The sequence below is a fragment of the Pedobacter faecalis genome (genome assembly GCF_030182585.1).
Taxonomy (GTDB): Bacteria; Bacteroidota; Bacteroidia; order Sphingobacteriales; family Sphingobacteriaceae; genus Pedobacter; species Pedobacter faecalis.
This window is the reverse complement of the sequence record NZ_JARXOW010000001.1, coordinates 237,340-253,216: the sequence shown is the minus strand read 5'-3', so window position 1 is coordinate 253,216 and position 15,877 is coordinate 237,340. Positions and strand designations below refer to the sequence as shown.

The following is a 15,877-nucleotide window of genomic DNA, read 5'->3' as shown; positions in this document are numbered from 1 at the left end:
ATATGAAGGAACTACCAGTTACCATAAATCTGGAGATCCCCAATGATCCTGACCAGATTTATGATTATACCGAGGCGGTACTCAAAGACATTTTAAGTTACGTTGAACTGGATATAGCTAACCAACGCAATATAAAGCTGATTTTGGTTGAACTTATTACCAATTCCATTAAGCATGCGCCTGATGGCAATTCTCAGTTGCAACTTGTCATAGACGAGCCTCAACTTAGCATTCAGAAACTTGAAAAAGGTGTACAGATAGAATTCAGCGCTACATCTCCGCAGCTTCCCTTTAAAGATGTAGACAAAGTACTTAAAATAAGTTTTTCTGAAGAGAACCGCCACCATATTATGCCGCTGGACCAATACAAGTTCAAGTTTTTGAACCCCTATAAAGACGGTCCGATGTCTCTAGACCATATGCCTGAGCATTTTGGCTTTTACATTATCACACTGGCGTCCGACAGTTTCATTTACCAGTACGACCCGGATCTGAAGGAAAACCGTTATATCGTGAACATGAATATTAAGGGAAATGGGGAGTAAATTCTACACATTTTTAGGAAGTGGGGAATAATTATAGTCCCATTCATGCAAACAACTTGTTCTTTCCGGAACATCCAAACAGGTATTTTGCCCAGAAGAAACCCTCTAGAGCGCTCTAACGTATATTTATAGTAAAATCAGACAGCGGCGGTTATTTAACTAGCTTTTGGTACAGTTATGGCCTTATGCACATCAAACAGAAACAATAAAATGAAGAAACACTTACTTTCTTTGGCAATCATTGCTGGTGTTTTTGCATCATCCTGCAAAAAAGACAACAATAATCTCGACGAGGTAGTCAACAAGTCGATCGATGAAATCTCCGCTCCTGCCGGCTTTATGTGGTCGGGCTCCCGAGATGTAAATTTGAGTTTGGGCGTTTCCGATAACAGCTTCGGAAATCAGATTCATGTAGTGAATGTATATACTGCTGACCCATCTAAAGGCGGGCAGCTGATATCTACTGGTTCGGCAACGCTTATTAAACCTTTCAATACTAAGGTGACGCTTTCATCCATGGTTAAACAGGTATATGTTGAGAAAATCGCTCCGGACGGCTCAGCCGTAAGCCAGATGCTCGACTTAACATCTGATAACGTTTCGGCATCTATCAACGCTACTTCGTTGGTATCGGAGAAATTGGCAGGCTCGGCACTTAGAAAACTGTCTGTCACTACAGAAAATCCTCCTACTGTTCCTGGTAATGCCACGGAAATTACGTCTGCAAACTGGGTATCGTTGCCTGGAAACACTACCTATGTGATTAAAAGTAACGCTAGCACCTATAATTTTAATGCATTTGGTGCGAATGCAATTGTGTATGTACAGGGCACCAACATCAATATCGGCAATATTGAATTCCAAAATAATTTAACCTTAATAGTGACAAGCGGATCAACGGTTAACTTTACTGGCAACTTTAACTGGAGCGGCTCAAATGTGTTTAAAAACTTTGGAACTGTTTCGATCACGAATAATGCACAACCAAAAGGGGGTACCTTCCGGAACCAGGGACCTCTAACCGTTGGTGGAGAGTTTACACCCGAAGGAGGAACTGCTGTAGCGAATACTTCTACATTTACCGTAAATGGTAATTTTAATGTCGGAAACAACAACACGGCTGCAACTGTTGACAATGGCGGTACGTTGACGACAAAATCTGGGAACAACCTGCTGGCCATATCGTCACTGACTAACTCAGGAACAATGAATTTCCAAGGCAGTGCAAATACGACTTTGGACGGCCCGGTTGTGAACTCAGGTACATGGACATTAAATAGTGCTGAGATAACTTATAACGGAAATGCAACTACGACCTCTAATAGCGGTACGTTCACAGCAACCAATTCCCGTATGATTTTAAAAGGCGTATTTACCAACGGAGGAACTGTGAGCGTTAAGGAGTTGCATATCAATACTGGAGGTAGCATAATAAATAACTGTAAATGGTTTATCACGAGCGATAGCTATAAAAACGAAATCAACGGCCCTATTACAAACAACAGCTATTTTTCGGTTGGTAAGGCCATTAACATCAACAGTGGCGGAAAGATTACCCTCAATAATGGTGCACTATTCGTTACAAAATCAATTTACGATGGTTTCAGCGAGAAGATCACTGGCACTGGAAGCATGTCTGTACTTAAAATTACTGAAGCTATCCCTAATCTACAAAACCACCAAAATAGCGCTAAATTTAGCGGCGCACTGCAAGTAGTCTATACCTCTGGAACTTTGCCTAGCAGCATGTTTGAAGGCGCTGCCACGCAAAAAGCCGCAAACGCGACCATCTACATCCCTGAAGGATCATGCATGCCAGAAACAATCGGGACAGCGCCAGTAAATACTGATCCAGATGGCGACGGCGTACACGGAACTTTAGACAAATTCCCTAATGATGCTACCAGAGCTTACGTTATAGATTCCGAAAACTCAACTATCGCGTTTGAGGATAACTGGCCACTTAAGGGCGACTATGATTTAAATGATGTCGTTGTAAACTTCAAATACCAAATCATTACCAACAGAGACAATAAAGTTGTCGATGTAAAAGCTACTTACAGGCTGTTGGCAACTGGAGGAAACTTCCAGAATGGATTCGGTGTAGAATTCCCTGTTTCGGCTAACAAAGTGAGCATTACCAGCAAAACAGATGGTCCTGTTGGCGATGAGATCGCATTGGAAAGCGGACAGGATAAAGCGGTACTGATCCTTTTCAGTAACAGCCGTGCAAGACAGTTGACCTGGAACACCCAACCTAATGTTGCAAAATCACCTGTTGTAGAATTTAATGTAACACTACACTTCACTGATGGTCCAGATCAGGCGGCATTTGGAACGGCAAACTTTAATCCTTTCATTTGGAACAGCTCACCTGGATATGGCCGCGGCTTTGAAACTCACCTGGTAGATAAAACACCAACAAATAAGGCGAACTCAACGCTATTTGGCACTGGGGACGACAAATCCGGTTCTGGAAAATATTACAGAACAGCCAATAACCTGCCGTGGGCGATTGTGGTGCCGGTTGCTAATTTCGTATATCCATTAGAAACCGTATCGATAACTGAGGGATACCTTGAATTTGCGAACTGGGCAATTACCGGCGGTGCACAAAGTGCGAACTGGTATTCCACAGGTTCTAAGAACACCGCTAAACTTTACACTCCATAATCAGGAAAACCTGACTCAGATAAAAAAAGGGCTGCATCTTTAATTGCAGCCCTTTTTTTATTAACCCGAGACATGCTTGTTTGTAGCTAATGTGTATGTTAGAATTACCTATATAAGGACAACCATACACGCTTGAAATTGCTTCATCTCTTCGTCTTCCCTTCGCCTCCTCTCCGCCTCCGCATCGTGTTTGCATCGTCCTGAGACGATCCAAATGCGGAGGGACCGCGACGGTGATCCGACCGTGATGGGTTATTTCTAATTAATTTGGAGGCCTATAAACCTATATTATTAGAAAACACGCAGTTGGATATTGTTCTGAATGACAATATAAACCAGATACCAGACGGCTACCCATCAGAGAATAACCAGTTCAGTCTGTTTGGGTACTGGTCAACAACTGTTCAATAGCTGGATAGCAGCTGGACAGCAAGGCCTGCCAAACCAGTACCAAGTCAATTGAACATTTTTCCGGATAACCAGAAAATCAACGGAAAACTCCGGCAAATTTTCATGGTCCTTCGCTTTTATGCATCTCCTGATATTATGTTTGTTCAGTTGACTTACGGGACAACAAAATTAATTCAGTTTTTTTAAAATCTAATTCTACAAAAATGGCGAGTCTAATTAATGGATTGCTGGGAGGCCTTTCGGGTAAGGCAGGCGACTTTGAAGGTTATATCAGGAATGGTAAATACTTCATCAGAAAACGCAGAAGGAAGAGTACGAAGAGGCCTTCTGCAAAGCAGGCGGCGACACGACGGCGCATGGCGGTGATAAGTCGATTCTTAGGAAGTATGACTCCATATATCCGTGTGGGCTTTAAATTGGATGGCAAGCTTAAAGGTATTACAGCAAATAATGCAGCTAAGTCTTACCAGTTACTCCATGCGACGCAAGGCGAGTATCCAAACATTGAAATGGTTTACAGCAAGGCAAGACTGACACAGGGCAATTTACCAAAGCCCATTAACCCGGCTCTTCAGATTGTTGGCAGCTCACTTTTGCTAACCTGGGAACAACCATATGCCCGTTCCTGGTATGAAAGAAATGCCCAGATCATGCTGCTGGTTTACGCTCCTGAAATAGATCAGTCGATGTTTAAAATTGGAGGCGCATGTAACCACCAAGGCGGGGAAACAATGGAATTGCCTCAGCAGATGAAAAATACAGAACTGCATGTGTACTGCTCGTTTATAGGTTATGACCACCAGCAAATTTCCGACAGCGTGTATGTTGGAATGATAAATTGGCACTAACCGAATACCCAATGTGAGAAATTTTTATCACACATTGGGTATTACTGACACCACATTGCACTGCTTATTAATTTTTAATATACTGTAAATCAATTATTTACAGAAATTAACCACAGTTGGAATAATTATTTCACTATGTGCGTGAACAATAGTTGAATATAAACCATGACCAACAGATTAATTCTCTTTTTCCTAGTTGCATCGATTGCCGTTACAGGTTGTAAGAAATATGCAGATGACCAGCAGCCGGACGGAGTTGCAGATGAAAAGTTCGCTCCAGATGGCTTTGATTACTCGACCACTAAGTCGGTTGATGTCTCTGTGCGATTACTTTCGCGTAACAACAAGCCCTTAAGCGGTGTTATGGTATCCATTTACAATCCTGATTTCACTACAGCAGGATCGGAAATTTCAAAAGCTATTTCTGACAAGGACGGTTTTATTAAGACTACGCTAGTTGTACCATCGTATACGGAGCAACTGGTGGTAGATCCGGCATATATAGGACTTGCAAGACATGTTAAGTTTGCATTAAGCGGAAGCAGCCTCAACGCAACAGTTGGTGGGGAAAACGGAGTGAGCTCAAATTATGTACCCAGCGCTGTAAGTTTCACGAACTTGGGTGCTTCAGGTATAAATAAATTATCTGTGGTGGGAAACAAGACTATTTCTGCCGGTGGGCCAACTGGTACTGTATATGTATATAATCCTGCAAATTATGACGCATTAGGCAGACCGAATGGAGTGTTGCCTAATGCACCAAATATTGATTTCGTGGAGTTGATGAAACAGATCAATACATCGTTACCAGAGCGAAAAAATGGTATTGAGCTTCACCCCGAGTACCTTGCCACAGAAGCACCTACAAATCTTCGTGTTACTACACTATCTGATGTGTGGATTTCGTTTGTGCATGAAGGTGCTGACAATAGAAATACATTAGGCTACTATACTTATCCTACCGGACATCAGCCAACTACCGCATCTCAGATTGATTCTGTTCATCTGATATTCCCTAATGCTTCTTTATTGGGGGGCACTGGTGCAGGAAATATGTTAACTGGCGATAGAGTTAAGATTGGACGCTTTAAACCAGGAACATCGATAGGATTTGTGCTCATACAAAATGCATTCAACAATGATAAAAGCATAAATACGGGTGCAGTTAAATTTTATACTGATGAAAAGTTCAATCCGGAAGCTGAACTTGACCTGAAAAGGCACAATGTTCTTTTACAAAGTAACGGCACCGCCAACAAGATTTTCATGATAGGTTTTGAAGACATCAGAAGAAATATGCCGTCGTGCGATCAAGACTTTAATGACCTGGTGTTCTTCGCTCAATCGCAAGCGGTAACTGATCTTGACCCAACAGACATTCCTTATCTCGATGACAGAATTACTGATACTGATGGTGATGGTGTACCGGATGTGGTAGATGAATATCCAAATGATCCAGCCCGCGTTTACAAAAAATACTATCCAAGTAAGGACGTTTGGGGTACATTCGCTTTCGAGGATAACTGGCCGAATGAAGGCGATTATGACTTTAACGATCTCGTGCTAAGTTACAGATATACTTTCGTTATGGATAATGCCAATAAAGTTAAAGATGTTATCAGCGACTTGAAACCGTTGGCTGCCGGCGCGGTGTTTACAAATGGTTTCGGAATTCAATTTAATACCGCCGCCTCCGGAATTGCGAGTGTTACAGGCCAAAGGTTATCATCTTCTTCTTACATAACTCTTGCTCCCAACGGCACTGAAAGTGGACAAACGTCGACTGTTATCATTCCTTTCGATAATCACAAAACACTGTTTAAAACTAACGGCGCTTTCCTCAATACAAAGCCCGGCTCACCTACTTATGAAGCCGAGAGTGTATCAGTTAAATTTACTTTCGTAACGGCGAACTTTGATGCCTTTACTGCTCAGGTGCCATTTAACCCATTCCTTATTGGTAATTCAGTTCGCGGAAATGAGATTCACCTTGTAAATCAGAAGCCTACAAATTTAGCAGACCAGAATTTATTTGGTACAGGCAAAGACAAAAGCATCCCGGCTAATAACAAATACTATCTTACAAATGACAACAGGCCGTTTGCACTGAATTTCATCGGAAATTTTGAGTATCCAGTTGAGGAAGCCAATATTTCTACAGCATATATGCATTTTACGCCATGGGCAAATTCTGGCAACGCGCATTTTAAAGATTGGTATAGCAGTACTGCATCTGGCTATAGAAATACCTCTAAGATTTATACAAGATAAGCAGGTCGACCCGCAAGATTTTTTAATATACCAAAGAGCCCGAATATTCGGGCTCTTTTGCTTCTATACAACCTGTTTGGAAATAATCGCTCAATGGACGTCGAATATGTGCATGGTCCTGAAGTTACCCCCACTCCACGTAATTACTAAGCCTATAAGAGTCAAAAATGGTCCGATAGCAAAAGAATAACTTCCTCTTCTGATTTCGCATGATAAATTTTGCAGCCAGATAGTGCTGGTAATATGGTCTCAAATTCACGAAGTTCATGTTCAATACCGCGCTTGGAAAGAATTATGTTCTTTCCACCGAAATAGCTTGCAAAGGCTGCTGTTCCACCATGTGCAGAAATAAAATGATCACAGTTTGCATATACCAAAAGTTGTAGGTGATTGAAGTTCTCAACTTCATCTTTATAAGTATCAAACAAATCATTCATTAAAATGACCTCGGGATAATTTAACCGCAGCCAGGAATGTTCCTTTAGATCTAGTGTATCGCTATTGTCTGACACGATCTGTGTAGATAGAGGCCTGTTATATACAATTTGATACTTCGCTGAGTAGTTTTGAACTATCCATTCAATTGTTTTTAGGCTGAAAAAATTGATTGGCGCTTGATCCCATTCGACATTGTACTTATTGGCGATGATCAAAGTTGGTTTGTCGAACTTGAAACGGCTGTTGGCGTAATGCGACTTAAACGGTACACGTGTCCATTTCGTATAGCTGAAGTTAGCACTATGAGTCATATTCGGAATTTCAAAGTTAGTATATCCTAATTCCCAGATCCTCTTGGTGTGCCTCTCCTCATGGTTATCACTAAAAAAATAAAAAGGCTTGGTATTCTTACTTGATATCGTTTTTTTTAAGGTCCCGTTTTTATAATGCCAATAGGCAAAAGGTATGACATATCTTAATTCCTGATCAAACTCACCTTGAAACTCAATTTCTTTATATGGGCTTTTTGAGATATAGTCCTTAAAGAAGAATCTAATCTGCCTTAAACGGGCATAGTAGTTATCCCTAATGAAATAACGATAGTCCTTTCGTATCCTAGGATACTGGATGCTTGCCACTACGAAAAGAAACTTTAGCACTAGTTTTTTCATCTTTAGATGGTTTGCCATGTTGATGGTAACAGATCCTTCGTATTCCAATTTGGCTGGTTCTTAAACCAGTTTTTTGGCGCTAGAACAGTCTTATCTGGATTACTGTTTAGCCAAGCTCCCCACCAGCTGTAAGAACTGTTTGCGATAATGTTGTGGTGGCAGAGACTCATCAAATGAAGGTCGTCTATATCTGCGTTTTCACCAGTATTTTCAACATATATCGCGCTAGATTCCAGTTTCAAATTCTCTTTAACCCAATTTTGGTCGTCCGTAAAAATGAAAAATCTCGCTTCAGGATATTTTTCTTTGATGCTTTGAATTGCATGCTCGTAATAAGGCAAACCGACAAATCCGAAAGTCTTACTAAACTCAGGATGACTCACATAATCACCGCGGCGGACATGTATCGATACAGGCACTGCTGCTTGTTTAAGCTCTTCATAAAAGTGAGCAAACTCCGGACTTGGAGTATTTGTAAATTTTAAATCATCTCTTATTATACCTGATATGTCTTTAAAGTATTTTTCCGAATGCCAATAGCCTTTAATAATAATGTGCGGGTTCAACTTTCTTAAAACATCGGGATTATAGTGGTAATAATCTTCAATTTTTGCTGAAAAAAAAGGATGCAGTGTCTGGCGTTTGAACAATTTAGTGAATTTCAGGAAATACTCAACTTGTTTAGTCAGGGGCTTGTAATGTATGTTGAAGTTATCTAACTTAAATCCACGCTGGCTTTCTTTAGCGTAGTCAGATCGGTAAAACCTTGTATCGAGAACCAGCGGAGTACCATTCTTCACTGAAATATGTTTCGCTAAAGCGTATTGGAATAACTGGTTTCCGAGACCGCTTGTAATTGTTGCTATAACCATGGATTTAATTAGATCTCTTTGAGCCCAATTTAAAGATAAATTGATAATAAGAACTGATTTCAGCCAGAATATTAATTATGCTTACGCCCGCTATTTTACCTAAGATATATTGGTTGAAAGTGAACCCTACAAGCGTTGCGATTAGAGTCGCCACTGGTGATCCTATGACACCCCAGTGTTTAATTAAGTAATAGTTCAAAAAAAGATTTAGGGCGGTGGGTATTAGTACCATAAAAAAATTAATTTTTGTTCTGCCCATTGCGTTTAACATTACACCCGCGTTACGTCCGAATGGTTTGAACAGGCTGTAAACTACAGTAATCTTTAATAATATGGATGCCTGGATGAAATCCCTCCCGGCGATCAAATAGACTACCTGGTCGGAGAATACAAAGAGTAACAGTAAGACTGGTAGCATAACGGCGACTATTAGAGCTGACGACTTTTCATACAAGCCTTTTACTCCGTCGATACCCTCATCCTTCAATGTTTTTACTCCTTTTGGCATTAGTACAGTTGACACGGATTGCAGGGGCAACTCAATAAACTGGAGTACTCGGTTCGCAACGTTTATAACACCAACGGCTGCTGGAGAGAGCAAAGCTCCGGATATAAGTTGGCCTATGTTGTTCGATACCTGCCCTATCACTTCTATACCAAATGTAAAGAAACCATATTTGGCTATTTTTCGCATAATGTCTGGCCTAAATAATCTAGCGACGGAAATAAATTGCCTCGTTGTGATGATAGTTATAATTGCCGCAATCAGGCCAGAAACTATGTTGACCGTTAAGAAGCTCAGCAGTGAATACTGCTTACCGTGCAGATAAATATAAACCAAATAGACGATAAATATTCCTGAACGCAGAACGGACGATATAAGCTGGCCGTAAAAGCGCATATTTCCTTGTTCTAAACAATTCACGAAATTGATCAGTCCTGAAAATATCAGCAATACAGGTGCATAGTACATGAGTTTAATAAGTTCGGCAGAATCGTATATCTTATCGAGTACAAAGGTTGATGCCAGTTCCAGTAGTCCGATGGAAATGATAAGAAACAGGCATAAAAGAAATGCGTTGTAAATAAAAACTGCTCTTCTACCGCCCGTATATTCATTATAATACTTAATAATCGCATTATTCACAAAACTTGTATTAGCCACTTCAAATATTGTGGTAATTGTGGTAAACAGAACCCATGTCCCGAAATCTTCCGGGCTGCACATTCGAACAAGAATAAAGAATATCAGGAAGTTGGATGCTATGACAGTGCCCCGACCCGCCGCAACAGCCAAACCAGACTTTAAAAAAGGAGAACGCTGTATCCTGTCAGCTATCCCGGAAATCAACCCCATAATACAGTTCTATTTTTTTATAAATTTGCTAAGCAAGTTTTTTATTTTTTTTAAATATCTTGAAACCTCACCGATTTTGGGCGTGCCTTTCCAGGCAGTTTGCTCCAGATACGAATAAAACAAGTTCTGGAAATGTTTACTGTTATTGTAGGAGGTATATATAGGTTTCCGCTCTACGAAATGGATTATTTTTGCCTGTATATGATCACCCGATGTTACGAAATGATTCCATGGATCGGCAAGGTTAAACCAGTTGTTTGCTAAAACTACATTGAGCGCGTACTGGTCAGGATAGTTCAAATAAGCTTGATTTCGCTGGACGCAAATGAGTACTTTTTGTGAAATGTCATGCTTTCTCCATGATTCAGTATCAATGATTAATAGACCCGTATTGAAATATCTAGTATCTGCAGAAAGGCCCAACTCTTTGTAGTTTTTAATTCCTCCCCAAGGATTATCTGCGGTCTTTATCCTCGGATCTTGTACTGCCCCAAGTGGAAATCCCTGTATATCCATACGCCAAAGTTCACTAACGTCACCCAGCATGATCATGTCCACATCCAGGTATATCACCCGGGATACATCCTCGCGAACAAACCATGGAATGAATACTCTCACGTATATATTTAGCGGGTAGGAACTTTTATCGGACGGCATATGCATTTGAGCGGGGATGGCATCGGACATCGCGAGCCAGGTTACATTAATAACCTTATTGTCGATTCCGAGCTCAAACTTACGCTTGTTCGACGCTGAGATCCGATCTTCCACAATGATCAGTTCTATTTTTTCTTCTGTTTTATGATTAAGCTCAATAGATTTTGCCAATGCCGCAAGTAAAATGAGGTAATGCGTATCACAAACAGTTACCACTGTTATTTTTTCATTTTTTTCCATTGCGTTCAATATCGTGTATTGCTTTCAGAAGTTCATCAGTTACGTTTCGCCAGCTAAATTGTCTTGAAAAGATTTTTCTTTCGTCTGCACGTTGGGGAGTATCCTCATTTAAAGCTACCTGAATCTTTCGTATGAATTCATCTGGCGTACTTGCTAAATATGTATGCCTGGAAAACACTTCCTCCATGGTGTTTGTAGTGGTTGCCACAACAGGTTTGCCCATTGCCAGATATTCAACTATCTTCAATGGGAAGTTGCCTAATGTAATTTCGTTTACAACTTGCGGATTAATACAGACGTCGAAATAGTATACATAGGCCGGAATTTCGTTTTTATCTTTTTTTGGAATAAAGATTACGTTTTCCAGATTATGGAGATTACTCCGTTTAAATTCATCATCCTCCGGACCGATCAGGACAAGACTAGCATCCCGGAAGTGAGTTGCCAATCGCTCAATTAAAGATATATCAAGACGATGCGCGGTAAGCACACCTACATAGCCTATAATCGTTCCTTTTAACTGTTTGAGAATGTCTGGTTTGACAAGCGATGTGAGAGCTATGTCTTCTTGTATACCGCCACCATTCCCAATATAATAGCTATTCGGATTAAATCGAGCCGCCCGTTTTTTGAAATCTAGAGAGTTGCAAACCACACCATCACTCTTGGCCATTAACTTAGGTTCCAGCGAAGTACCGTGACGCTTCCAATAATCAAAACCGAGCGTATAGTCTCTATCCAGGTAGATATATAATTTGGGACGGAGGAGTTCTTTAAGATAAAAACTTCTAAACATGTCTTTATCATTAATGATGATGAATGACTGAAAGCCAATTGCCGAAATTGCCTCCTTTACGTCGCCAGCCAGCCGCTTATTGTTATAGAAATTAAGGAAAGAGAATAAAATAGTGCTAGGAATCCAGTTGATCGACTCTATCATGGTCGGAGGATTTAGTGCCCACAGATTATGGTCGACCTTTTTTAAAGGCTCCAGGCCATACCTGATTTCTTTGATATGGTTTTGAGTAAACTTGTCCTGGGTCGTTTCGTTTAATCTCGTACGTCTGTCAATCGGCGGATTTACATACAACACCCTATGATTTTTAGACAGTTCCTTTGCTAGACTTGTCGAGGTTGATTCTCTGTCTGTATTGATTCTCTGGAGACTGACAAATACAAAATTCATAATTAAAGGTTAATTTAATTGTTGTCGGATTTCTTGGTGTCATGAGGTTTCTCGGGTGTCAATAAAACAAAGAAGCGCTTTAATTCTTTTGTTAGTCTTTTTATCATAACAACGCCAAAACTTCCATCTTTCTGTAATGTCCTCGGTCCCGTCCACACCAGTGCCTTCTCCGACTTTACCTGCTTGATCTTACCATATGTCATTAAGTCAAACGCCATTCTGCCATCTTCTCCTCTAACCTTCTCCATAATGAATCCGATCTTCAATCCATATTCCTTGACATATCCCATGCTGATGCCATAAGTGTTAAGATAGGGACGGTACAGATGTCGGTATTCCGCAACAACGTTTTTCAAGGTCTCCAGAACCTTTAATTTCCAACGTGGAAAACCAGGCTCGGGTATGAAAGCATATCTGCCATAAACACATGCTACGCCGGGCCTCGACAAAACCTTTATCATTTCGTCAACCCATGCTGGGGGATAAAGGCAATCGGCGTCGGCCAATAGGATGTATTTTCCCCTGGCATTTTCCTGTCCCATTTGCCTGGCGGGACCCCAACCCTGAATCGGCTGGAATACGCTTCTAATATGCAGCGCATCGAGTGTGAGTTGCGTTTTATCGGTAGAATTATTGTTTGTAACAATTATTTCGAAAGGAATTTCAGTTGTTGTTTTTGAAAGTGATGCAATGCATCTTAACACATTTATTTCCTCATTATATGCTGAAACCAGGATGCTTACAAGCGGCTCGCTTTTATCCTTATGATCTAGACGATCATTAATCTGATCAAATACTTCTTTGGGAACATCTTCGTATTTCTCAAAAGAGAAGTTAACTTCCTGAATCCATGACGGGAGATTTGAAAGACTCATAAGTTTTTAAATTAAAGATTTATCTGGCTTACGGCTGGTATAATCTAATCTTAGTGTAACAGTTATTAACGCTACAAATAAATAGAAAAAAATATTAGAAGGAAATTGAACAATAGCTTCCTGAGGATAATTTCCAATCATGTACGCAAAAATAATCAAGATCATTGCGAGGCAATACGATTTTAGCTCAGGGTCACGTATCAGGAAATAATTGTTTATACCTGTTTTTAAAATTATGAAAAATAATGTACATAATAACAACAATCCTATCCACCCCAATTCTGCAGAAACCCTCACGTATCCACTATCGGGAGGAAACTGTGCAAGATAAGAATGAGGGGCAAATCTAACGCCCCAACCACCTGTAGCACCCAACCCACCTCCAAATGGGTGGGACCTGATGTAGGGCTGCAGTCTTGCCTGATTGATTGCCCTCACGTTAAATGATGCATCATTCGATGGCCTAAAAGCGGACTGAAACCTGCGTATAGACGGGCTCCCGACAGGCGCATAGATAAGCGCTGCTAAAAATCCAAATGTTAAAATGGAAACGATAAGTATTTTCCGATTAAGATTAAGTACTGCAAGAAGGAACATAGATGCCGGTATCAAGACATAAGCACCTCTTGTCCCGGATAACAGCATAGCATACACGTATGTAATTACCAATATCGCATATACTATTTTTTTTGTTTTGCTGATATTTGCCAATAATTGGGTTATACAGAACAAACTTGCCGTCACCATATTGTACGAGAAGGCGACAGGGTCAGAAAAGATCGAGAACTTACGCCATACACCGCCGATAAAAAGGAGCCTTTTAAGACGGGGGCTGTTTATCTCGGCTTCCTCAAAGTCGAAAAAACCGATGTGGTGTTGTTTTAAAGCATACAGGGCACCAATTAGTGCAAGTATTAGCCATATTTTAAATAATAGTCGAATAAAACTTAGATCTCGAATGTGATAAACAAAGACGAAATACATCAGCATTACCGCGGCTGTAGATCGAATGGTATACACCCACGCGAGTCTTGACTCTGCTGTGGGGTTAGCAAATTGAATTACATTATACGCTACCCATATTAATACTAATATCCCGATTGGATCTCTAAAGATTTTCCAGTCGGGGTTATATTTCTGTTTGATAAAAAAACCCAGAATCAACAGTGCCTGTATCATGTCCATTACTGTTCCAAGAGGGAAATTGACCAAGTTTAACCTTAACAAAAACATGATGAAATACGCGGAAACCAATAATAGAATGATACCGAATTTCGGAAAGACAACGATAGAATAGACAACCGGAAGCAAAACTATAATAGCCATTGCCGCCAAGCCTAGTTGATTCTGTGTCGCAATTGACCAGCCTATAAGCAAAGCAAGAACGCCAAAAAAAATAAAGCCAAATGTGTTATTCAGTTTTTCAACTAGAAAAACCTGCTTAAACATTTGAAACGCATTCCCAGATATTCTTTGAAAGCCTCTTGCCAATTCTTTCGGTTTATAATATTAGAGAAAAAGTAGTTTTATGAAAAAGTAATAACCAATGACAAAGCAAATAGCTATAGCAATAATGCGTAACATATTTTCGCGAGCTGTTATCTGAAATCTCGATGGCTTTTTAATCTTTGGATCCGTTCTCATCACTGTCAATATTTTCACTATTACTGTTTACATAATGCTTAGTGGCCACAGAGCGCTTGTTAGCGCCCGGACTCTTTAAAAGTGATTTTATTTGTAGATAAACAAAATTAGGGATGTTTCTTAATGACGTATAAATCTCTGGGTCCGCATTTGAATACCTTAGAGCAATAATAAAACCTCCGACAAAAATACATAACCCAATAAGCCAAAACAAAGCGAGGAAAGGACTGATCAGTAAGTTAATCACAAAGCAAAAGACAGACAGAATTAAAAATATGAACAATGGAGGTCTTAGCAAAGTAATTCCAAACAACAGGCGATTCAGGCTGAATGTAAATATACCTTTGAAAACAAGATCAAATCCCAACTTGAAATATTTAAACCAGGTGTTTATCCATCTTGAACGTTGGTTTACCAGCTGTGCTTCTTTTGAAGTCTTTTCGTCGTATACAATTGCATGTCTATTGAACGCAATGCGTAGCCCCTTTTTTACGATAAAGTGCTGTAAAACCTTGTCGAATCCTGCGCCCTTAACACTATTTCGAGTAAGAAAATCTTCGTAAAGCTTTGTTTGAAAGGCCATACCCGAACCTGAAAGCGTAGCCGAAGAACCAGTCTCATATAGTAAAATACCATCATAAAAATGATAATAAATATCTCTTGCTGCGTCTAAACGAGCCACCGTCGTGTTCAGGTTTTTTGCATGACGAATGCCCTGCACCGCCTCGAATCCTTCTGAAAACGTAAGATTCAATTGCCTGAAATAATCTGGGTGAACCAGATTATCGCTGTCCAATATAGTAATATGTTGATGTGCCCTGGCAAAGTTTTCAAACGCATATTCATGTGAGGCTGTGTTACTTGACAATACCCGAGGAGGACGAAGAATAACAACCCTCTGGTCAGTGAAACTAAGGGCAGAGACATCACATTTATCAGCTACAACGTAAATGATATAATTTTGATAATCAGCCGCCAGTACGGAACTAACAACAAAAGGTATATTTTCTATCTGTTCGTAAGCTGTAATAATTACTGCATAGTCGGGCTCTAAAGTGGTCTGTTTAACGACCAAACGGCTCTTTCTTCTAAAAAGAACCCAAAAAACATACAGTAATAAGGGCCATATTAGATTGAAGCCAACGAATATTTGTATAATAAACCAACTTATATCCAGCACATCCATATC

General features: G+C 40.2%; 12 protein-coding genes. 4 read left to right on the top strand and 8 right to left on the bottom strand.

Annotated elements, in window-relative coordinates; genetic code table 11:
- The first annotated feature begins 2 nt into the window (after positions 1-2).
- The 4 genes from QEP07_RS01100 to QEP07_RS01085 all read left to right on the top strand — a co-directional run bounded on the left by QEP07_RS01100 (position 3) and on the right by QEP07_RS01085 (position 6,748).
- Positions 3-545: an ATP-binding protein gene (locus tag QEP07_RS01100; RefSeq protein ID WP_285008129.1), complete on the top strand. Its 543-nt coding sequence runs from the start codon at positions 3-5 to the stop codon at positions 543-545.
- 210 nt (positions 546-755) lie between these two features.
- A complete protein-coding gene (locus QEP07_RS01095; RefSeq protein WP_285008128.1) occupies positions 756-3,218 on the top strand; it encodes an LruC domain-containing protein in 2,463 nt (820 codons plus the stop codon).
- Positions 3,219-3,832: 614 nt separating this feature from the next.
- A complete protein-coding gene (locus QEP07_RS01090; protein ID WP_285008127.1) occupies positions 3,833-4,477 on the top strand; it encodes a DUF6266 family protein in 645 nt (214 codons plus the stop codon).
- Positions 4,478-4,642: 165 nt separating this feature from the next.
- On the top strand, positions 4,643-6,748 hold the full coding sequence (locus QEP07_RS01085) for an LruC domain-containing protein (protein WP_285008126.1): 2,106 nt from the start codon (positions 4,643-4,645) through the stop codon (positions 6,746-6,748).
- 161 nt (positions 6,749-6,909) lie between these two features.
- Here the strand turns inward: QEP07_RS01085 and QEP07_RS01080 are convergent, their stop codons facing one another.
- The 8 genes from QEP07_RS01080 to QEP07_RS01045 form a co-directional block, all read right to left on the bottom strand.
- Positions 6,910-7,857 (bottom strand): hypothetical protein, encoded by a 948-nt coding sequence (locus tag QEP07_RS01080; protein ID WP_285008125.1) that lies wholly within the window; start codon positions 7,855-7,857, stop codon positions 6,910-6,912.
- A 2-nt stretch (positions 7,858-7,859) separates the two neighbouring features.
- The gene (locus tag QEP07_RS01075) at positions 7,860-8,729 is read right to left on the bottom strand and encodes an alpha-1,2-fucosyltransferase (protein ID WP_285008124.1); all 870 of its coding nucleotides are present in this window, start codon (positions 8,727-8,729) and stop codon (positions 7,860-7,862) included.
- A gap of 4 nt (positions 8,730-8,733) precedes the next feature.
- Positions 8,734-10,086, bottom strand: a complete 1,353-nt coding sequence (locus QEP07_RS01070) for a lipopolysaccharide biosynthesis protein (RefSeq protein WP_285008123.1) — start codon at positions 10,084-10,086, stop codon at positions 8,734-8,736.
- A gap of 9 nt (positions 10,087-10,095) precedes the next feature.
- Positions 10,096-10,983, bottom strand: coding sequence for a glycosyltransferase family 8 protein (locus tag QEP07_RS01065; protein WP_285008122.1), 888 nt, complete (start codon positions 10,981-10,983; stop codon positions 10,096-10,098).
- Positions 10,970-12,076 (bottom strand): glycosyltransferase, encoded by a 1,107-nt coding sequence (locus tag QEP07_RS01060; protein WP_285008121.1) that lies wholly within the window; start codon positions 12,074-12,076, stop codon positions 10,970-10,972. The genes QEP07_RS01065 and QEP07_RS01060 overlap by 14 nt, the downstream gene beginning before the upstream one ends.
- A gap of 107 nt (positions 12,077-12,183) precedes the next feature.
- On the bottom strand, positions 12,184-13,044 hold the full coding sequence (locus QEP07_RS01055) for a glycosyltransferase family 2 protein (RefSeq protein WP_285008120.1): 861 nt from the start codon (positions 13,042-13,044) through the stop codon (positions 12,184-12,186).
- Positions 13,045-13,050: 6 nt separating this feature from the next.
- On the bottom strand, positions 13,051-14,535 hold the full coding sequence (locus tag QEP07_RS01050; RefSeq protein WP_285008119.1) for an O-antigen ligase family protein: 1,485 nt from the start codon (positions 14,533-14,535) through the stop codon (positions 13,051-13,053).
- A gap of 130 nt (positions 14,536-14,665) precedes the next feature.
- The gene (locus QEP07_RS01045; protein WP_285008118.1) at positions 14,666-15,874 is read right to left on the bottom strand and encodes a glycosyltransferase; all 1,209 of its coding nucleotides are present in this window, start codon (positions 15,872-15,874) and stop codon (positions 14,666-14,668) included.
- Positions 15,875-15,877 lie beyond the last annotated feature (3 nt).

Coding starts and splice junctions, on each gene's coding strand:
- QEP07_RS01070 (WP_285008123.1), bottom strand. CDS start 10,086: ATGGGGTTGATTTCCGGGATAGCTGACAGGATACAGCGTTCTCCTTTT.
- QEP07_RS01055 (WP_285008120.1), bottom strand. CDS start 13,044: ATGAGTCTTTCAAATCTCCCGTCATGGATTCAGGAAGTTAACTTCTCT.
- QEP07_RS01045 (WP_285008118.1), bottom strand. CDS start 15,874: ATGGATGTGCTGGATATAAGTTGGTTTATTATACAAATATTCGTTGGC.
- QEP07_RS01075 (WP_285008124.1), bottom strand. CDS start 8,729: ATGGTTATAGCAACAATTACAAGCGGTCTCGGAAACCAGTTATTCCAA.
- QEP07_RS01085 (WP_285008126.1), top strand. CDS start 4,643: ATGACCAACAGATTAATTCTCTTTTTCCTAGTTGCATCGATTGCCGTT.
- QEP07_RS01080 (WP_285008125.1), bottom strand. CDS start 7,857: ATGAAAAAACTAGTGCTAAAGTTTCTTTTCGTAGTGGCAAGCATCCAG.
- QEP07_RS01100 (WP_285008129.1), top strand. CDS start 3: ATGAAGGAACTACCAGTTACCATAAATCTGGAGATCCCCAATGATCCT.
- QEP07_RS01065 (WP_285008122.1), bottom strand. CDS start 10,983: ATGGAAAAAAATGAAAAAATAACAGTGGTAACTGTTTGTGATACGCAT.
- QEP07_RS01095 (WP_285008128.1), top strand. CDS start 756: ATGAAGAAACACTTACTTTCTTTGGCAATCATTGCTGGTGTTTTTGCA.
- QEP07_RS01090 (WP_285008127.1), top strand. CDS start 3,833: ATGGCGAGTCTAATTAATGGATTGCTGGGAGGCCTTTCGGGTAAGGCA.